The organism is Microvirga antarctica, assembly GCF_017921815.1.
Classification (GTDB): Bacteria; Pseudomonadota; Alphaproteobacteria; order Rhizobiales; family Beijerinckiaceae; genus Microvirga; species Microvirga antarctica.
On the sequence record NZ_JAGEMM010000006.1, the window covers coordinates 19,005 to 37,772 of the forward strand.

General features: G+C 60.7%; 16 protein-coding genes. 3 read left to right on the plus strand and 13 right to left on the minus strand.

Annotation, left to right across the window (positions count from 1 at the left end; translation table 11 throughout):
* Positions 1-2: 2 nt before the first annotated feature.
* The 4 genes from J4G32_RS16650 to J4G32_RS16665 all read right to left on the minus strand — a co-directional run bounded on the left by J4G32_RS16650 (position 3) and on the right by J4G32_RS16665 (position 5,958).
* Positions 3-1,421 carry an MmgE/PrpD family protein gene (locus J4G32_RS16650; RefSeq protein ID WP_210496643.1) on the minus strand — a complete coding sequence of 473 codons (1,419 nt, stop codon included), beginning with the start codon at positions 1,419-1,421 and terminating at the stop codon, positions 3-5.
* A 191-nt stretch (positions 1,422-1,612) separates the two neighbouring features.
* Positions 1,613-2,989 carry an MmgE/PrpD family protein gene (locus J4G32_RS16655; RefSeq protein WP_210496644.1) on the minus strand — a complete coding sequence of 459 codons (1,377 nt, stop codon included), beginning with the start codon at positions 2,987-2,989 and terminating at the stop codon, positions 1,613-1,615.
* 1 nt (position 2,990) lies between these two features.
* On the minus strand, positions 2,991-4,505 hold the full coding sequence (tcuA, locus tag J4G32_RS16660) for an FAD-dependent tricarballylate dehydrogenase TcuA (protein ID WP_210496645.1): 1,515 nt from the start codon (positions 4,503-4,505) through the stop codon (positions 2,991-2,993).
* A gap of 37 nt (positions 4,506-4,542) precedes the next feature.
* Complete coding sequence (locus J4G32_RS16665) at positions 4,543-5,958, minus strand: MmgE/PrpD family protein (protein ID WP_210496646.1); 1,416 nt, start codon at positions 5,956-5,958, stop codon at positions 4,543-4,545.
* Between the two features lie 155 nt (positions 5,959-6,113).
* Here J4G32_RS16665 and prpB point away from each other — a divergent pair, with 155 nt between their 5' ends.
* On the plus strand, positions 6,114-7,019 hold the full coding sequence (gene prpB, locus J4G32_RS16670; RefSeq protein WP_210496647.1) for a methylisocitrate lyase: 906 nt from the start codon (positions 6,114-6,116) through the stop codon (positions 7,017-7,019).
* A 33-nt stretch (positions 7,020-7,052) separates the two neighbouring features.
* Positions 7,053-8,453: an MmgE/PrpD family protein gene (locus tag J4G32_RS16675; RefSeq protein ID WP_210496648.1), complete on the plus strand. Its 1,401-nt coding sequence runs from the start codon at positions 7,053-7,055 to the stop codon at positions 8,451-8,453.
* Between the two features lie 25 nt (positions 8,454-8,478).
* On the opposite strand, the gene J4G32_RS16680 is transcribed toward J4G32_RS16675, so the two are convergent.
* From J4G32_RS16680 to J4G32_RS16715, 8 genes are all read right to left on the minus strand, one after another.
* A complete protein-coding gene (locus J4G32_RS16680; protein WP_210496649.1) occupies positions 8,479-9,222 on the minus strand; it encodes a sulfite exporter TauE/SafE family protein in 744 nt (247 codons plus the stop codon).
* A 41-nt stretch (positions 9,223-9,263) separates the two neighbouring features.
* Positions 9,264-10,997 (minus strand): ABC transporter permease, encoded by a 1,734-nt coding sequence (locus tag J4G32_RS16685; protein WP_210496650.1) that lies wholly within the window; start codon positions 10,995-10,997, stop codon positions 9,264-9,266.
* 79 nt (positions 10,998-11,076) lie between these two features.
* The gene (locus J4G32_RS16690) at positions 11,077-12,129 is read right to left on the minus strand and encodes an ABC transporter substrate-binding protein (RefSeq protein ID WP_210496651.1); all 1,053 of its coding nucleotides are present in this window, start codon (positions 12,127-12,129) and stop codon (positions 11,077-11,079) included.
* 12 nt (positions 12,130-12,141) lie between these two features.
* Positions 12,142-13,230: an ABC transporter ATP-binding protein gene (locus J4G32_RS16695; protein ID WP_210496652.1), complete on the minus strand. Its 1,089-nt coding sequence runs from the start codon at positions 13,228-13,230 to the stop codon at positions 12,142-12,144.
* A 124-nt stretch (positions 13,231-13,354) separates the two neighbouring features.
* Positions 13,355-14,050 (minus strand): GntR family transcriptional regulator, encoded by a 696-nt coding sequence (locus J4G32_RS16700; RefSeq protein ID WP_210496653.1) that lies wholly within the window; start codon positions 14,048-14,050, stop codon positions 13,355-13,357.
* Between the two features lie 131 nt (positions 14,051-14,181).
* A complete protein-coding gene (locus tag J4G32_RS16705) occupies positions 14,182-15,270 on the minus strand; it encodes an ornithine cyclodeaminase family protein (protein WP_210496654.1) in 1,089 nt (362 codons plus the stop codon).
* Between the two features lie 72 nt (positions 15,271-15,342).
* Positions 15,343-15,879 (minus strand): chromate transporter, encoded by a 537-nt coding sequence (locus tag J4G32_RS16710; RefSeq protein ID WP_210496655.1) that lies wholly within the window; start codon positions 15,877-15,879, stop codon positions 15,343-15,345.
* Positions 15,879-16,448 carry a chromate transporter gene (locus tag J4G32_RS16715; RefSeq protein ID WP_210496656.1) on the minus strand — a complete coding sequence of 190 codons (570 nt, stop codon included), beginning with the start codon at positions 16,446-16,448 and terminating at the stop codon, positions 15,879-15,881. Before J4G32_RS16715 ends, J4G32_RS16710 begins: the two co-directional genes overlap by 1 nt.
* 433 nt (positions 16,449-16,881) lie before the next feature.
* On the opposite strand from J4G32_RS16715, the gene J4G32_RS16720 reads away from it, so the two are divergent.
* A complete protein-coding gene (locus tag J4G32_RS16720; protein ID WP_210496657.1) occupies positions 16,882-18,003 on the plus strand; it encodes a M24 family metallopeptidase in 1,122 nt (373 codons plus the stop codon).
* 266 nt (positions 18,004-18,269) lie between these two features.
* Here J4G32_RS16720 and J4G32_RS16725 read toward each other — a convergent pair whose 3' ends face one another.
* On the minus strand, positions 18,270-18,554 hold the full coding sequence (locus J4G32_RS16725; protein ID WP_210496658.1) for a hypothetical protein: 285 nt from the start codon (positions 18,552-18,554) through the stop codon (positions 18,270-18,272).
* Positions 18,555-18,768 lie beyond the last annotated feature (214 nt).

The following is an 18,768-nucleotide window of genomic DNA, read 5'->3' on the forward strand; positions in this document are numbered from 1 at the left end:
CTTCAGGCTGCTGCGTTGGCGCTTGTGGCCGGTACAAGGAGGTCGGTGAGCTCGCGCGCATCACGATCCTCCAACGTCTCGACGAAGCGCTCGATTTCCTGAGCTCGCCCGGAAGGAAGCACGCTTGCTGCTGCACCGACAAACTTGCTGCGCAACGCCTCGACGCTCATGGGATTGGCCGGACTTCCGGGGCGGTGGAGCATCTCGAGCCGATAGGTATGACCGCCTCGCGTGCAGATCTCGACGCGAGCTGCGTGGCGCGAGGCGTCCCCGCCAAGGTCGTAGGCGGGATCGGCTTCGACCTGAACACGGTCGATCATGGCAAGAATGGCGGGATCGGCCAGGCGATCATCTGCGAATTGGTCTGGCCCAATCGCGCGGTCGACGATCATCATCGCGGTCGTAAACAGCATGTTCATCTGCGCGGCCGTCACGCCGGCTGGCTTGTAGGGCCACGCGCAATGACGATGCGCCATCGTGCTGCAATGGATTCTCAAATTTTCGATATCGTCCGCTGCAAGCGTGTGGTCGCGCATGAGCGTGTCGATCGCATGCAGCACAGAATGAACACTGGCGGCGGTCGGGTAGGGTTTGAACCCGACTTCGCGGATCACCCAATGCGTGCCGAGGCCCATCGTGAGCTGATCGAGATCAGGAGCCCCGCTCAACGTTGACAGAAAGCCGCCGTAGGGCGCTTCCAGGATATTGGAGATGCCTGTCAGGCCACGGCGCGCGAGGTAGGCTCCGGTCACTCCCATCTGGGCCGCATGCCCGGCGTGAAGCCGCTTGGACATGGCGCCTTCCTGAGCGGCCATCAGGCCGGCAGCGAATGAGCCACTGACGCCAAAGGCGTTCCGCGCCGCCTCCGGTGCGAGTTGCAGCGCGTTCACGGCTGTCGCAGCCGCTACGAAGGTGCCGCAGGTGCCCTGAAAATGGTGCCCGCGCATGAAGAGGCTGCCAGTTGCCGCGATCCCGACACGGAGACCCGCTTCGTATCCCGCGACGACAGATGCGATGAGGGCCCGGCCCGTGGTGCTTCCCTCGGCATCCGCGATTGCCAGTGCGACCGGAATGGTGAGAGAGCCGGCGTGGAGATGGGCGACCGCGTGGATGTCGTCCATCTCAAACCCGTGGCCCGCCGTGGACCCCACGAGGGCCGCTTGGGCGACACTCGTCCGGAGCGAGGTGCCAATGATCCGCGACCGCGGATGGCCGCCTTCCTCCTCGACAAAATCGATGAGATGGCGTGTCCATGGTTGTGTCACGCCGGCGAGGCAGCACCCCAACGCGTCGAGGATGCAAGCTTTTGCTTTGGCGACAACGTCGACGGGAAGATCGTCATAGCGCAGGTTCGCCGCGAACGTCGCGAGTTCTAGAGTCTGCTCAGCGTTGCCTGAGCTGCGGAGGTCAAGGCTAGGCATGCGGCAGTCCTCGAGCGGACGGATGAAGCGATCTGTCAACTGTCGACATATTGGACGGTCGATTGGAAATCAAGAGTTTTGTGCTTGCGAACGCGGTGGGACGACGCCTGCCGCCATTCTTCCGCCGTTTCCGCAACTCCAGATCCGCGAAAGCTAGCCCAGTCCGAGCGATCTCAGTCTCCGGGAGCTTCTCAAACAAGATGCAGTTCCCGAACCGTCTCCATGCGGTCCAGGTTCATCAGGCTATCGAAGAGAGTCCCGCGTATCGTCGGCTCGCTGTCGGACGCCAGGCGATCAAACTTGAGCCGGAGTTCCTCGCAGCTGAAAGGTCTTTCGGGACACCCTGTAAAGCTCTCGCGCGCGCCGCCAAACGCTGCCCCAGATCGGAGGTGGACCTTCATCTCGATGCTCCAACCTTTCATGCGCGGATCGGAGTGGACTGAGACGCGACGGGTCATGTCCCGAACCCTTCCGTCATTCAATGCGAGATCCGAATAGACGCGCGGGTCGATCGGGTCGACGAATGCTGCGAGCGCTGTATTGAACGGAAGGCTATACTGGGCCAACATAAGGTCCGAGGGCTCGGCGTCACTGTGGTGAGAGCAGACTTTGTCGGACGCAGCGATGTCGATGCGTTCAATGGCATCGCCAGAAAACCCCTCAGTCACTATCAACTCACGAAGCAATTCCACCGATGCCTGCGATGTCACATGGCACGCGTATTTCTTGATGCACAGATGCTCGATCTCGAACTCATGGCCCAAACCCTGCGTGAGGAGCGCGGGGTCATTCTCGCCGCAATAGGCATCAAGGATCCCATAACGACCCTCGAGAATGGACAGGGGGCCCTCATAGCCGCTCTGGGCGAGCATCGCAGCAACGACACCGCTCTCCGCGGCACGCCCAAGGTGGAGGCGTTTGACCATGCCGCCTGATCCTGCCTTTACGAAGGCCAGCAGGCCACCGCTGAGAGACCCGCAGATGCCGAATGCTGCACCGACTTGTTCTGGCGGCAGTTTCATCAGCGACGCGCACGCGGCGACCGATCCGAATGGGCCGGTGATGCCCGGAGCATGGAAGCCTCGCTTCTCCGCACTGTGCAACGTCGCTTTGCCGATCCGAAACAGAACCTCGCATCCAACCACGATCGCGGTGACAAGATCTCGCCCGCTCGATCCGAGGGCCTGGGCCATGGCAAGAGCCGGAAGAGCGACAGTGGCGCCCGGGTGAACCCCGGTGCCGGGCTTTCTCAAGCTATCGAGTTCGAACGCATGCGCAAATGAGCCAAGCGTCAGTGCTGCTTGAGGGACGTGTAAAGAGAAGCCGGCCTGTCCGGGGATGATGCAGGGACCTCCAGATCCCGTAGCCCGTGCCAGATCGAGCACCATTTTAGACCACGGGAAACGGCCGCCGAACAACACGCAACCCACGGAATCAGCAAGACATTGCTTCGCCCGCTCGATCGCAACGTCGGGCAGATCCTCGAATCGGACCTGCGCCACATAAGCGGCCAGCTCCGCGGCAGCCGATGTGACAGACTTCGGGGGCAAATGTACTGACGCCGACACGTCAAGCCGCCTCTGCTTTTTGGCGCGCGAAGCTTGCAGCGCTCTTACCCGCGAGGCGGCCGAAGATGGCGCCGGCCATCAGGCCGGTACCGCTCGCATAATTGAAATAATACAGCCCGCCGACAATCTCGCCTGCCGCATAGAGGCCTGGAATGGTCCGACCATACAGATCCGCCACAGCTGCCCCGGTCGATACCTTCAGCCCACCGAATGTGAACGTGACTCCGGTGGTGACGTGATAGGCATGGTAAGGCGGCTGATCGAGCGGATTGGCCCAATTCGTCTTGTCGATGGCAAGGCCGTGGGTGCGCTTGCCATCCTTGATATTTGGATTGAACGGCACGTCTGCCCGGCAAGCCGCATTGAACTCCTGCACCGTCTGCACGAACGCATCGGGGTCAACGCCTGTGAGTTTGGCCGCCAGCTCCTCGATCGTGTTGGCCTCTGCTTTTGTGACGCGACGAATGCGATATTCGCTGCGCAGGAGGTCCGTCACTTTCGAATCGAACACCTGCCAGGCGAACATGCCAGGCTGCCGCATAATTTCCCCGCCATACTTCGCGTAAGTGTGGCTGTGAAAGTTTGCTCCTTCGTCCACATAGCGTTCACCCCGCGCATTTATGAGCAGACCGAACGGATAGTTGTGTTTCTGGAATTGGTCGCCGATGGTCAGATCGCCGAACGGCGGCGCGTTCACGTCCCAAGCGACGGAATGGCAGCCGGACCAGTTACCGTAAGGCTGCGCGCCGACGGCCAGCGCCATGGTCAACCCGGCGCCCATGTTGAAGCGCGTGCCGCGGACCTTCGCCAAGTCCCAGCCGGGCCCAAGATAGCGGGCTCGCATTTCGGGGTTCGACTCGAAGCTGCCGCATGCGAGAATGACCGCGCCTGCACGGACCTCAACGCGTTCGCCGTCCTGTTCGGCGATCACGCCAACGATGCGCCCGTGTTCGCGCAGGAGTTCCACAGCGGGCGTATTGTAGTGGATCGGAATCTGGCACTCAGCCGCCTTGCGATAGAGCGCTGCCAGCAGTTCGGGACCACCGCCATTGATATGAAGGGCGAGGCCACCCCAAAACTTGAACTTGCCGTCGACCTTGTAGGCCTGGCGACCGAGGCCGGGATGCAGCTTTACGCCCTGATGCGCTACCCATTTGGCCGTTTCCAGGCTTGAGCGCACCAGAATTTCGCACAGCTCCGGATCGGTGCGGAACTGGGTCATCTCGTACATGTCGTCGAAGAACTGATCCTCGGTGTAGGTGCCGAAGTCAATATTCTTCAGATCCTCGTCGCTGATGGCGCAGATCTCACGCAGGTCGTCCGGACCGTTATAGGCGAAGCGGAAAGCGCCGCCGGTGTAGTGAGAGTTGCCGCCTCTTTCCTCAAACGGCGCCGCTTCGATAATCACGACTTTGGCCCCGTTCTCGTGAGCGGAAATCGCACCGCACAGGGCGGCATTGCCGGCACCGATCACCAGGACATCAGGCTGACTTGCCGACAATTTCTGCTCGTTCATGGTCACACTTCCTCCGCAACGATCGTCGTACTGATTTTCAGGCGGCCCCGACGTTCCGGCTCTGCGAGGGCAAGCATGTGACGCGAGCCGTTCCCGTCAGGATGACATCCGTGACCGCCGACATTGCCGCGACATTCTCAATCTGCATGAGCATTCGGAGGAGTTGCACGGATGCCTCTTCTGTCATTGTCGGTGCAACGCAGTCGCGAAATTTGGCCTCAAGCGCCCCGGGCGGCATAGGATGATCTCGATCCCGACCGACAGGTCGGTCGACAAACATCTCGTGCTTCTCGCCCGAATGCAGCGTGACACGGACGCGCGCATAAAAATGCTCGGCCGTGTCCATGGTGGCATCCGGGTCGGGTGCCGCGCGAACTCTGCTCATGATCGCGCGGATCGCCGGTTCGTTGACGGCTTGGTCAGAAAAGTGATCGAGACGGGAAATGCCTTCCGACAAGGCTCGTGCCAGGACGTATTGAACGCTGAACTTGCCGTCGAGGCCGGTCTTCGGATCGGGCCGGTTCGTATGACGCAGTCTCCGCGGATGGGTCCAGGATTCCACCAGAGCAACATTGTCAGCGGTTAGGCCGTGATCCGCCCTCAGCTGAAGCATCGCATCGATGGCCGGATGCGTACTAGCGCAGCAAGGATGACGCTTGAACGCGATTCCCGGTTCGATCACATCGAAAGGATCAGCCCATTCAGCAAGAATCCGCTCGGCGGCAAATGTCCCGGCACCGTTATAAACAGCAAGGAACCCTTGAGGGTCTTCGAGGGCGCCCATATTGGCCGTCATACCGTTCTCGGCGAGAAGCGCTGCAAGCAAACCGTTACGCGCAGCGTGACCGACGTGAAACGGCTTTGTCATGGTGCCGAAATTGGCCTTGAGTCCGGATGCCATCGAGGATGCGAGTGCCAGCGCGTGTCCAAGTTGGTCAGGGCCCAAGCCGAGAAGATGCCCGCAGGCGGCGGCGCTGCCGAAGGTTCCGAGTGTTGCGGTCGGGTGCCATCCCTTTTCGTAGTGATGAAAATTGACTGCGCGCCCGAGCTTCGTTTCCAGTTCGACGCCAGCCACATAGGCGGTCACAAACGCTTGTCCGCCAAGTCCTCGTTCCTCGGCGAGTGCCAATAGTGCAGGGATAATGGGCGCTGACGGGTGCCCGCCGAGCGTATTGCTGCAATCGTCGAAATCGAGAGCGTGCGAAGCAGTGCCGTTGATGAGCGCTGCTGTTAGGACATCTGTGTGCCGGTCACCTCCGAAGACGAGCGCGCGTCCGGGCCCGGCCATGCTCATCAGGGCTCGATGCAGGGGGAGTGTCGCCTCCGCATGGGCACCTGCGATCGTGACGCCGATGGTGTCGAGAATGGCGTTCCTGGCAGTCTCGACCGCCTGCGGCGGGAGGGCCGCAAAATCGATCTTGCATATCCGACCGGCAATCTCGCGCAGCAGCATGAGCGACCTGTAGTGCTTGAAGAAGGATGACCCTTGGTGATCCACAAACCTCGAAATGTCAACAGTAGACAACTTTACGAAATTTCTCTAAATCAGCCTAGAAGTCGTGATGGACGAGATCGCGAATCCGACCTCACAACGCGAGCGAGGCAAAGATGACGGTAGATTGGTTGGGGGGGCCGGTATCCCGGAGCCGCGCCGCAAGTTTTCGCAAACTGATCGCATCCCCGACTGCCCTCGCGGTTCCCGGGGCTTTCGATGGAATGACGGCGCTTCTCGCGCGCAAGGCGGGCTTTGAGAGCCTCTATTTATCAGGTGCCGCTCTGTCGGCCTCGATGGCGCTTCCCGATCTCGGCTTGCTGACTCTCGATGACGTCTGGCGCCGTGCGCGGGAAATCGTCCGGGCATCCGACCTTCCCCTGATCGTCGATTGCGATACTGGTTTCGGAGAAGCCCTGAACGTCATGCGTGCCGTGCGCGAACTCGAAGAGGTGGGTGCTGCCTGCATCCAGATCGAAGACCAGCTGTTCCCGAAAAAGTGCGGTCACCTGAACGACAAGCGCCTGATTTCGGTAGGCGACATGTGCCGCAAGATTGCGGCCGCCCGTCGGGCCGCAGACCAACTTGTGATCTGCGCGCGCACGGATGCGGCAGGCACAACTTCGCTCGATGACGCAATCGCACGCGCCAACCGTTACGTTGAAGCGGGCGCCGATCTCATCTTCATTGAGGCCCTGACCACGCCGGATCATTTCCGACGCGTGCGGCAGGAAGTTGCCGCGCCTCTCCTTGCCAACATGACAGAATTTGGCCGGACACCACAGACCAGCCGCCAGCAATGGCTCGATTACGGCTTCAACGTCGTCATCTATCCGGTTTCGGCTTTTCGGGTCACGTCCAGGGCGGCGCAGGAATTCTACGCGTCACTTGCGTCGACAGGAGACGTGAGTGCGTATTTGCCGCGGATGATGCCGCGATCGGAACTCTACGACACCATTCAGTACTACGACTACGAGGTGCTGGACGCCTCAATCGCGCGGACCGTTCTCGATCATCATTGAGCAGCCCGCAGCAACTTCCTCCAAGGAGCCATGATGAGCACTCACGCCAAAGTCGACAATGTCCACACGCGTCGCATCGCGGAGTTTGTTTCCGGGCTGACTTACGACGCTGTGCCGCAAGACGTGCGCGAGCGGATCAAGCTTCTCATTCTCGATTCTCTCGGCTGCGCGCTCTACGGCGCACGGACCCCGTGGTGTGAGATTCTCCAGGCGACCTTGTCCGGCATCGACGATACGCGAAGCACGACGATCTGGGGAACTGACATGCGTCTCTCGTCGCCCCACGCTGCCCTTGTCAATGGCACGCAGGTCCAGGGATTCGAGTTGGATGACGTTCACCGCCAGGGTGTGCTGCATGTGGGCGCCGTGACCCTGCCGTCCTTGATCGCGGTGACGGAGACAGGCGCTCCTCTCTCAGGAAAGGACTTTCTGGCAGCAGCTGTCGCCGGATATGAAATCGGGCCGCGGGTCGGAATGTGCATGGGGCAGGAACATATCGGACAAGGATGGCACTCCGGTGCCACGCTGGGCGTTTTCTCGGCCGCCGCAGGCGCAGCACGGGCGTTAGGGCTAGATCCGGAACAAACCATCCATGCTCTCGGTATTGCGGGAACGCAGTCAGCAGGTCTCATGGCTGCCCAGTTCGGCGCAATGGTCAAGCGCATGCATGCGGGGCGTTCCTCGCAGAGCGGGCTCTACGGCGCACTTCTGGCGCAGCGGGGATTTACCGGCATTATCGACGTGTTTGAGGCGCCGTATGGCGGCTTCTGCACGACGTTTTCGCGCTCCACAGATCGCTTCAACATGGAAGAGCTCAGCGCAGGGCTCGGCGAGCGGTTCGAGACCATGCGGATTTCTCTCAAGTTCTATTCCTGCGTGGGCAGCAATCACACGACCCTGGATGCCATCCGGGCGATGCAGGACCGTCGACCCTTTGCCATCAACGAACTCGAGAAGATCGTCGTGCACGGATCGCAGGTGACCGTCGATCATGTGGGCTGGGAATACCGGCCCGAGGGCTTGACCTCAGCTCAGCTCAACCTTCCATTCTGCGTCGCGACGCTTCTGCTTGAAGACGATGTGTTCGTGGACCAGTTCAAGCCGGAGGTCGTGCACGACGAAGCCAGAATTGCCCTTTCACGCAAGGTGCAGGTGGTGCACGATCCCGCCATCACGGCGCTGGGCTCCAAGTTCCGGCACAAGGTGCGTGTCGAGCTCTTCCTGAAAGATGGTTACCACGACGAAGAGACCCGAGAGGCGCCCCGTGGTAGCGAGCAATCTTTCGCAACGGCGGACGAGATCGTAGAAAAGTTCCGCAAGCTCGCCAGCAAAGTCATGAAGGCCGATCAGCAGCAGCAGGTCATCGATCTCGTCCTCGGAATGGACGACGTGGACGACATGGCAAAGCTGCCCCGGGCCATGCAGGTGCGCTGAAGGCCCCCAACCCGGGGGCGGCGCATCAAACGCCTCGCCAGGCGCGCCACAGGAACCAAATGCCCACGCCCGAGACGACGGTTTCAATCAGCGCGACGTGAACGCGCATCGGTAGCCGCTCGACGAGCCAGCGTCCGACGAAGGCGCCGGGCATCATCGCCAGTCCGACCGCCACCCCGATGAGGAGGCGATCGCGATCGATGAGATCAAGACCGCCGAACATGACGGTCTTCATCAGGTTGACGAGAACGCCCACCACCGCATCGGTGGCGATCAGCGCCGTTCCCGAAAGTCCCATTCCGAGCAGAAGGGACAGAAGAATGACACCCGCGCCCGTACTGGACCCCGTGATGATTCCGAACACGAAGCCGACGATGGCGATGCGTGGAGGCGTTGGCTCGATCGGTTTGCTTTTCAGGGCCCACCGCAATGGGATTGAGGCGATGAGAAAGAGCCCGATGACGGCGGCAGCCATTCGTGGCGACAGGCTGTCGTAGATCATCGTTCCGACCACGATACCGGGAATGACCGCGATCGAGATGATGCCGATGAAGCGTGGCTGGACGCTGCGGCGATAGACCCAGAGCCGCATGCCGTTGCCGAAAATCATCGCAATGGTCATCACCGGAACGATGCCCTTGAAGCCCACAACGGGCACCAGAAACGGCGTGACCATCAGGCCGCCGCCAAAGCCGCTGATCGCTCCGAAGATCGAGCTGGCAATTGCTCCGACAATGAGCAGGACCACATAGAGAGGCTCAAGCGCCATCAGGCTAGCCGCTCTGGTGTCGGACAGAGATATCACAAGCCTCACACTTCCATCTGCGCCTTCCCGGCGATGCGACGGAGGATTGCGACAGACAGAATGCTCATGGCGATGAGAACGACCGACACGGCCGCAGCGCTTTCGAAGGTGCCGTTGTCGACGAAGTTGAAAATGGCGATTGGCATGGTCTCCGTGCCCCGAACGTTGAGCAGCACTGCCATGCTCAACTCGCGAAGCGTCACGGCGAAAACCATCATCCAGGCGGCCATCATGCCGCTCTTGAGGAGCGGAACCGAAATGTCAACCAGCGTCCGTGTCCACGACGCTCCAGACATGCGGCCGGCCTCCTCGAGTTCCGTCGACAGCTGCTTGACGCCGTTGCGGACGAACTGGAATGCGAAGGGAAAACGGTGAGCCGTGAACGCGATGAAGAACAGCCAAATGGTGCCGTACAGAGCCAGCGGAGGCTCCCGATAACCAAGGACAAAACCGACCGCGAGCGCGATCCCGGGGAACGCAAATGTGACGGTGCAGATAAAGGTCAGGAGCGCGCGACCCGGCAGTTTGGTGCGCTCGATCAACCACACGATGACGAGAGCAAGCACAACGCAGATGCTCGCTGTTCCGGCTGACACCATGAGGCTGTTTCCGACCGCCCGGGGCAGGATCGTTGAGGTGTCGAACAACGCCGCATAGTTCTTGAAGGTCAGGTTCTGCCACGTGAAGGGAAGGCCCCAGCGGGAAAGAAGGGAGGTTCGGACGAGCACGAAGAGCGGAAGGGCGACGCTGGCGAAGATCACCAGCATGGAAAAGGCAAAGAGGATCCACCGGCCGATTCCAATGTCTACGGCGCGTGCGACCTTCGGCTTGGCGGAGATTACGTTGAAGCGCCGCCTGCCGGTGGCATATCGCTGCAGCATCAACCCGAGGACCGTGAAGGCGATGATCGGCGTCGCAGCCGCGGCCGCGAGTTCGAACCGCGGCGGGTAGGAGAACAGCTCGTAGATCTTGGTCGTGAGAGTGTGGAAATACGCGGCGTTGCCGATGGCGGCGGGGGCGCCGAATGCACCCATGGCCTCAAGAAACACGAAGATCGAAGACGAAACGATCGCCGGCATGACGAGCGGAAGCGAGATTCCGAGCGAGCCACGCCAGGCGCTAGCGCCCGCCATTTGAGCAGCCTCCTCGTAGGAAGGATCCATGTTGTCGAGAGCTGCCGCGCTGGCGAAGAAAATCAGAGGATAAAAACTGAAGGTGAGAACGAGGATAAGTCCGCCGCGAGAGAACACACTCCATCCTTTGGCTACTCCAAAGACCTCCCGCATGAATACATTGAGAAGTCCCGCATTGGGTCCGGCAAGAAGGATCCATGCGATCGCCGTGATGAAATTCGGCATCACGAACGCGATCAGCACCGCCAATCGAATGAACTGCTTGCCCGGCATCGTTGTGCGCGAAACGGCCCAGGCCATCGGCAGGGCGATGAGCAGGGAGGCTACAGTCGTTCCTGCCGAGATCACGATGGAATTCACGAGCGCGCTAACGAGACCAGGCTCGCTGAAGACTGTAATGTAGTTGTCGAAGGTAAAGGCGCCGGTGCGCGAGTGCAGGCCGAGATTGAAGAGAATTGCGAGTGGATAGAGAACGAGCCATCCGACGATGCCAACGGCCGCGACCATGATGATCGTGCGGAGCCATTCCTGCCGCAGATCTTCAAAGATGGCCAACGCCCGCAGATGGAGGGGACGTGCCTTGGTTGGAAAGGTCACACCTGTCACGTCGTCGTCCTTCTGCTGGTTCCGACCCGGACAAAAGGACAGGGCTGCGCGAGACGCGCCCTGTCTGTCGCCTAACTGGTCACTTGAGCCCGACGGCCTTGTCGAATTCAGACGATAGTTCCTGGCCTGTCTTCAGAAGACGATCATTGCCGAAGAGGTTAATCTTGAGTTTTGACAGGGGCGGCTCGTTGCGCGGCGCAAGCTCTACATCCTTGCGGGGCGAGTAAAAATCGGCGGCCTTCACGTGCAGTTCCTGCCCCTCCTTGGTCATGAGCCAGCGGAGCAAAAGCTTTCCGGCATTGGGATGGTTTGCCTTGGTGGGAACGGCTCCCATGAACTGTGCAATGGCAGTGCCCTCGTCCCAATAGATCAGCTCGATCGGCGAGCCTGCGGCCTTCGCCTCAAGAGCGCGATACCCACTGACGCCCCAGCTGACTGGCCGTTCGCCAGAGATGACAGAGCTGACGGCCGCCTCGTTTCCGCGTGTGAGAAGAATATCGCGCTCCTTGACGTTCTTCAGGAAGTCGACGCCGACCGCATCGACCACATTGAGCAGGGCTGCCGCGCCTGTTCCGCCGCGGGACGGCCTAGAGATGGCAACTTTCCCGATCCATTTCGGATCGGATACAAGCGCCTTGAGCGATGTGGGCGCCTCTGCCTTCTTGAGGCTCGCCGTGTTGTAGATCCCGTACATCGGCGTGATGCCAAGGGCGTAGTAGTAGTTGTCGGGATCGTAGGTCCCGGGAAGCAGCACGTCCCGATCAGGCAGCGGCACCGGCTGGACGAAACCCTCGGTCTTGTAACGAACCATGTCGGCCGGTTCGGTGAGATTGATCAGATCGAAACTCACCTTGTTGGCAAGGCGATCCGCCTCGATAAGCTGCACCATCGGTTCAGTTGAGCGGCGAGTGTAGCTCACCTTGATGCCGGGATATTTCTTGGAGAACGCCTGGAGGAGTTCCTGCGCCGCATCCTCTTTTACCGCTCCGCCGAAATCGACCGCTCCTTCCGCTTTCGCAGCCTGATAGAGCTCGTCCATCGTGGGGACCGTCGCCTGTGCGAGAGCCTCATGTGTCAGGCCAATCGGTAGAGTGAGAATTCCTAGCAGAAGAGTTCCGAGACGGTGGCGCATGAAGTCCTCCCCTTATTGGTTTGTTGTCAGTACGAGGCAATCGGCAGGATCGAAGCTGAGAAACGTGGATGCATCGACATGGCGCTCTCCGGCTGCGCTGGGGCCCACGACCCGCAAAGCGGTGCCGCCGACATCGATGAGAAGATCAAGTTGCGCTCCGAGAAAGCTACGGCGCATCACCTGGCCTCGCCGGTGGTTCTCACCGGATCCCGCCTGCGGCGAGATCCGGATGTTCTCCGGTCTGATGTAGAGTTTGACTGCGCTGCCGTCCTTGAAATGCCTGTTCCCGCTTGTCGCGAGAACGTCTCCAAGTCCTGGAGTGCGCAGGCGGATGCAATTGTTGTCCGCCGGTCCCAGGACTTCGGCATCGAACACGTTTGCGAGACCGATGAACTTGGCGACGAAGTCGGTTTCCGACCGGTAGTAGACGTCCTCCGCCGAGCCGACCTGTTCGATCCGCCCATTGTTCATTACGGCGATCCGGTCGGCCACGACCATCGCCTCGTTCTGATCGTGCGTCACGTAGATGCTCGTAATCTTCAGTTTGGTGAGAAGCGCCTTGATTTCGAATCGCATATGCTCACGAAGAGCCGCGTCCAGATTGCTCAACGGTTCATCGAAGAGAAGGATCTCGGGTTCGAGGACGAGGGCCCGCGCCAAGGCGACGCGCTGCTGTTGGCCACCGGACAATTCCGCGGAGTAGCGGTCGGCATAGGCGTCCATCTGGACCGTTGCTAGCGCGACCCGGACTTTCTCGGCCGTTGTGATCTTGTCGAGACCGCGCAGGCGCAGGCCGTAACTGAGGTTCTCCGCAACCGTCTTGTGCGGCCAGATCGCGTAGCTCTGAAACACCATGGAGAGGGAGCGTCGCTCAGGCGGAACCATGATCGCCTCGGACGCGACGACTTTACCGTTCACCCTGATGGCGCCTGACGTCGGGCGAAGGAAGCCGGCAATCAAGCGGAGAAGTGTCGTTTTTCCGCAGCCACTCGATCCCAGAAGGACGACCGTCTCGCCTTCCTCAACGCGTAACGAAACGCCGTTCACGGCCCGGATGCCGGCAAAGCTCATGCTGACATTGTCGATTTCGAGCTTGCTCATGATCCTCCCCGGACCTGTCGACATTTGTCGGTCAACTGTTGACAGATTATAGTCTGGGTCGAGTCCTGTCTGTCAAGCGCTTGGTGCGCTGCTCGCGCGGAAGAGATTGGGAGACGGGCATGCGTCAGTCTGCGGAAAGACGTTCCAGAGCGCCGCGGATATGTTGGCGCATCAGCGTCTCGGCTAAATGAGCATCGCGGGTCGTCATGGCAGCGACAATCGCCCTGTGCTCGTCGAACGCGATTGCGGCGCGCCCTGGCGACGAGCTGGCTCTAAAGCGATGGATTCGGAGAAAGTGATAGAGGTCCCGGCACAAGAGATCGACCAGGCGGGCATTTCCGCTCGCCTGGGCGATCCGGAAGTGAAAATCTAGATCTCCGGCGCGCTGATAATAGGCCGAGCCGACTTGGAGCTCAGTCCCATGGCGATGTTTTTCCAGTAGCGCCGCTAGATCGACCAGGTCCGCCTCGCTCATGTTTTCTGTGGCAAGGCGGGTTGCCGCTCCCTCCAGCACTTCGCGGATTTGAAAAATCTCGCGAATGTCGTCCGTAGAGGTCACGACCACCCGCATGCCGAGATTGGGCGTGTATTCGACGAGCTTCCGGCCGGCGAGACGGCTCAACGCCTCGCGAAGAGGGCCGCGGCTGATCCCAAGCTGCCGAGCGATCGAGGCCTCGCGAATGCGTGCCCCGGGCGCCAGTTCTCCGCGTTCAATCGCCTCGATCAGGATATCGACAACCTTGTCCGAGAGGGATTGGGCCACAACGTTCGTGCGCAGAACCGAGTCGGATTCCCCTTCTGAATTGACCAACGATACCATCGGGCGCACCCACCTCACTGCCGCTCGCTTGATCGCGGACGACGATCTATAAAGTAACCCCGGCGTCCGGCGTCAACCCGTGGCCTGGCAAGTGGCCGTGGAGAAGAGGCCGCGGAGAAGAGGCCGCCTACTCAGTTCCGAATAGACTGCAGAAAGAACGAGTCGGGAAGTTCGATGCCAACCCCGGCGTCTCGTGCTTTCTCGTAAATCCTTCCCGCTACAGCGGCGAACTGCACGCCGTGGATGTTGCCGCGCTCGGAAAAAGTGATGTCTTCCGGTCTTTTCCGGCCCCGTGAAGGGTCGGCCAGCAATTCCCCGAAAAGACTACGCCGCTCGCGGGGGATGCGGGCAAACCGCTGACCGGCGCCGTGTTCAGACTTACGACCGTTCGCCGCAAATGTCAGGCATTCCTCTTCGACAGCCCAGGAGTCGAGCTCGACCGGAGCCGTCGCATTGCCGAAACGCAGCGCTGCGTCGACCCGCTGGTTGGCCTCGTCGTCCAGGGTCCCGCCAATGCAGGTGATGTGAGTGCCGTCTTCCAGATGCCGACCCATGATCATCGGGCCGATCGCATTGGCGCAGGACGAGACGATGTCGGCCCCCACATAGACATCCTCCGGCCGCCCGACCGCTTCAGCCGCGATCTGGTAGCGGTCTTCGATCTCCCGGGCGAAGGCGGCACGGTTCGCCTCTGTTGGGCTGAAAATCCGAATCTTGCGAATGGGGCGCACTGCCGTGATGGCGGCCACATGCGTTCGTGCCATTCCGCCCGCCCCCAGGATTCCGAGGGTGGTGGCGTCCTCACGGGCCATGTAGCGAATGCCAAGGGCGGAATCCGCCCCCACGCGCATTTTCTGGATCAGTCCATCGTGAAGAATGGCCTTCAGGCCGCCGTCGGTCGCATCGAAGACCATGACGAGGCCCAAGTAAGTCCCGGGCTGGACGCAGTATTTTTCCTTGCGCTTGAGACCGTCGACTTCCCTGGTGAAAATCATGTCGGACTTAATGCGCAGCGCCGCGTATCCTGCTGAGCCTATCCCGACGGCGAGGCCCAGCTGATAGTTCGAATTGTCCTCCTTGGGCAGGCCCTGAAGGTCGATCCGTGGTGGTCCGCAGCTCTCGTGAGCCGCAAAGGCACGATAGGCGCTATCAAGCACGTCGACGAAGTCCGTCGGGTCGATCAGGGGTGCGATGGCGGCGTTGTCGAGGAGAAGAGTCATTCGGCCCCCAGTCGAGCAATCTCACACCACAATAAGACCACGTCATGAGTTTGTCGACAGTTGACACTGCGTTTAGGAATGTTTTACGAATGTGACGAACAAGAGGGCACCGATCGCGAGCAGAATGAGGGGATTGATGCGCGGCAGAATGGTGATGGCCAGGGCCGATGCGCCCGCCAGCACGAAACCCGGAATGCCGGTTTCGGCGATCCGTACAATCGACACGACCCCCGCGAGCAGCAGTCCCGCGCCAATGGGCGCAAGGCCTCGCTCAAGAGCCGTATGCCAGCGCTTTCCGCGGTGGCGGTTCCACACATGGGCCACGCCGTAACAGAGCAGCGACGACGGCAGGAACAGTCCAAGGGTCGCGGCCAGGGCTCCACCCCAGCCCGCGACCTTCCACCCGATCAGGGTGGACAGCATCGATCCGGGCCCGGGGGCCCCGCGGGAGATGGCGAAGAGGTTCACGAATTCCCGTGCGGTGACCCAATGGTGCACATCAACGGACTGGTGTTGGATTCCCGCGAAGATGCTTCCGCCGCCGCCGAAGGATATCAGAGAAAACGGAACGAAGACCGACAGGAGCGCCCAGTACGGATTGTCGCGCATTAAACATCGCTCCTGAGAAACGCCATCGCCACGCTGATCACCCCGAGAACCGCGACGACAGGCAACAACGGCCATTTCAGAAAGCCGACCGCGATGACGGTTGCGGCCATCACCAAGCTTGGGACGTAGGCCCGAGCAGCACGACGTGCACCTTTGACGGCCACCGCAAACATTAGGCCGATGGCCACGGCCGCCGCGCCGCTGAGCCCGCGGTGCAGCCATGCCAGATCTGCGAACGTCTCGTAGAGCGAAACCAGCGCAATGACCGCCAGAAAGGGGCCGACCAGAAGACCCAGCAAAGCGGCGGCAGCGCCCCGCGGTCCCAGCAGTCGCTGGCCAATATAGACAGTCAGGTTTGTGATGTTTGCGCCAGGAAGGATCTGGCCGAGCGCCAGACCGTTCATGAATTCATCCTCCGTGATCCAACGGCGTCGGGTGACGAACTCGCGATGGATCCACGCCGACAGCCCGCCCCCGAAACTGAAGAGACCAATCCACAGACAAATCGTGAAAAGTGCAAAGACCGTCGGCGATTTCAGCGTCGATTCGGTGTCATCCGCGGGCGTCATAGAAGAGCAGTGCGACCTTGGACAGGTCTCGTCAATAGTGTTTGCGACAGGCTAACCGTCAGGCGCCCCCGCCGACGCACGGCTTGTCATCGGCTTGCCCTGGGCTGCGTCGCTGTGCTGGCGGGAGCCCAGAGGATGACCCGAGATCGTCGGCATGCATCTCGCTGATGTGTGCTCGCTTGGACTTTCCGCATTGGACGCACGGTCTGGTCACCGGAGCGACGCTCGACCCGAAAAGGAATGTCATCGAACGGTGTGGCTAACCCAGATATTTGCCAAGCTGTGAGGATTGCATGAGGCCTTCAATCGTCCTGTGGAAAATGTCTTCAAGTGACAGCTGCTCAGCGATAACAATGCGATGTCGTGCATTGCCTCGGGAAGGAGTGCGTGATGCACTGTGCCTGACAACGGTGGCGACGAAAAGGGACCTGATATGGCAGCCGCGGATGAAGTGCAGGCCCGATTGAAGCGGCTTCGAGCTGCCATGCTGGGAAACGGCTATTCGGCGATCATCTTGGCCGGAAACTGCGAGTTCCAGCAGAAGGGCTATATCCGCTATTACGCGGATTGGCGCTTGCATGGCGGATCGGCCTACATGGTGATTCCGATGTCCGGCGACCCTATCCTTTTCTTGGGGCTTGGCGCGCAGGCGGAGTGGGCAAAAGAGTTGAGCGCCGTGAAGGATACGCGTGGCGTGATCGACAAGATTGAGAGCCTCTTGACCGAGCTGCGAACCATGACGGCAGCAGGGGATCGTGTCGGCGTGGTGGGCTTGACTAATCTTGTGTCCTTCGGGGATGCCACCAGGCTCTTGCGCGGGCTCGAAGACCGCGTTGTTGAAGACGCAACGCACCTCGTTGAGGATCTTTGGACGACGCTTTCTACGAATGACGCTGTTGCGGTGGAGGTCTCCCACTGCCTCGTGTCGCGGATCTTCGATGCCTTTCGGGATGCCCTTCGTCCCGGACGCACCGAGCGAGAGGTTGTCGCCGACGCGTACCGCGTCGCCATCCAAGGTGGCTGCCTCGAAGGCGTCATCCATCTCAATCACGACATGAAGAGCGGCACACGTCCGGCAACGGATCGCCAGATCGACCGTGAGGACATCTACAAGATGTTCATGGAGTTCCTCACTCCAGGCGGGTATCTGATCGAACTCGGGGGCTGTTTCTCGTTCCGCGCTCCGAACGACGGCTGGCAGCGAAAATTCGATCTCGTGGCTCTCGCGATCTCTGAAGCGATGACGGCGATCCGCCCAGGAATGATCGCCGACGATGTGGTGCAGGTCATTCGCAGGACGTATGAGAAAGCGGGAGTCGAAATCGTCGGCAGGAGATTGTGGGACTTTCACGGCCAGGGCATGCATTCCCTGCTTCGCCCGTTCGGGATGCCTGGTTCCGTCGACCCGATCACGGACAATATGATGATCAACATCCACCCCGGGCTTATCACGTCAGACCGCCTCGGCATCTCGGCCACCAACAACTACATCGTCACGCCGAGTGGCGGGCGCGCCCTCGGCGATTTCCAGCATCGATGGCACGTGGTCGGATAGATCGCTTCTCGTGCGGCAGGAGGCCTGACGCCGCGCAAGTCACGCGCTACCGGAAGGCTGAGATGACGGCAGGTCTCCTCGATCGGAGACAGCGCCGGGCGAGCGCCACCCTTGAGCTCCCGCGCGTGGCAGCCATCCCGTAAGATTGCGCCCATGAGGTCGCTTCAGGCAATCGCGTGCCTAAATGGGAAGTCGCCTCGTTGGCTTGTGCCACCGAGGGTCAAGGCCCTGCACCTTGAAGCGCCAAAGCAAAAAAGAAGTTCCGCCTAGAACTCGTCAGAGCTGTCGCGGCATCGATAGCCGATGAAGCACTGGGGGTTATTGGAACTGGGTACCCATGCCGGTTCAGGGAACTGATCGACGAGGCACTGCGCGCCGCTTTTGACGAAACGCGCATAGGTATTCGGCCCCGTGTCGAGGACGACTGCGCCCTCTTTGAGAACCAGTTGCCGGTTCTCTGAGCAAGGACGCTGGGATGTCGGCGGTCCAACTTGCGCGAGGGCCGCTGTCGAGACGAAAGCGAGAACAAATCCGGTCAGCACGCATTTCATGTCATGTCCTCCAGGTCCAACGAACGTTTGGCGTCCCCACGGAGCATTGCAGGTTCATCGCAAGGTCGGAGCCATAATACGTTAGGCATTCGCCGTCCGGCAAGACGGAACCGCGTGGGGGAGCGACGTGCTCGGATGGAGTCTAAGGCGCGGAAAGAACAGGTCATCGGCGCCCACGACGTTCAGGGATGGCGAACGCGATGCATCGGCTGGC

What these genes read in the sequence shown, in the direction of transcription:
- J4G32_RS16650 (WP_210496643.1), bottom strand. Translation starts at nt 1,421, where the DNA reads ATGCCTAGCCTTGACCTCCGCAGCTCAGGCAACGCTGAGCAGACTCTA.
- tcuA (WP_210496645.1), bottom strand. Translation starts at nt 4,505, where the DNA reads ATGAACGAGCAGAAATTGTCGGCAAGTCAGCCTGATGTCCTGGTGATC.
- J4G32_RS16665 (WP_210496646.1), bottom strand. Translation starts at nt 5,958, where the DNA reads ATGCTGCTGCGCGAGATTGCCGGTCGGATATGCAAGATCGATTTTGCG.
- prpB (WP_210496647.1), top strand. Translation starts at nt 6,114, where the DNA reads ATGACGGTAGATTGGTTGGGGGGGCCGGTATCCCGGAGCCGCGCCGCA.
- J4G32_RS16675 (WP_210496648.1), top strand. Translation starts at nt 7,053, where the DNA reads ATGAGCACTCACGCCAAAGTCGACAATGTCCACACGCGTCGCATCGCG.
- J4G32_RS16680 (WP_210496649.1), bottom strand. Translation starts at nt 9,222, where the DNA reads ATGGCGCTTGAGCCTCTCTATGTGGTCCTGCTCATTGTCGGAGCAATT.
- J4G32_RS16690 (WP_210496651.1), bottom strand. Translation starts at nt 12,129, where the DNA reads ATGCGCCACCGTCTCGGAACTCTTCTGCTAGGAATTCTCACTCTACCG.
- J4G32_RS16695 (WP_210496652.1), bottom strand. Translation starts at nt 13,230, where the DNA reads ATGAGCAAGCTCGAAATCGACAATGTCAGCATGAGCTTTGCCGGCATC.
- J4G32_RS16700 (WP_210496653.1), bottom strand. Translation starts at nt 14,050, where the DNA reads ATGGTATCGTTGGTCAATTCAGAAGGGGAATCCGACTCGGTTCTGCGC.
- J4G32_RS16705 (WP_210496654.1), bottom strand. Translation starts at nt 15,270, where the DNA reads ATGACTCTTCTCCTCGACAACGCCGCCATCGCACCCCTGATCGACCCG.
- J4G32_RS16710 (WP_210496655.1), bottom strand. Translation starts at nt 15,879, where the DNA reads ATGCGCGACAATCCGTACTGGGCGCTCCTGTCGGTCTTCGTTCCGTTT.
- J4G32_RS16715 (WP_210496656.1), bottom strand. Translation starts at nt 16,448, where the DNA reads ATGACGCCCGCGGATGACACCGAATCGACGCTGAAATCGCCGACGGTC.
- J4G32_RS16720 (WP_210496657.1), top strand. Translation starts at nt 16,882, where the DNA reads ATGGCAGCCGCGGATGAAGTGCAGGCCCGATTGAAGCGGCTTCGAGCT.
- J4G32_RS16725 (WP_210496658.1), bottom strand. Translation starts at nt 18,554, where the DNA reads ATGAAATGCGTGCTGACCGGATTTGTTCTCGCTTTCGTCTCGACAGCG.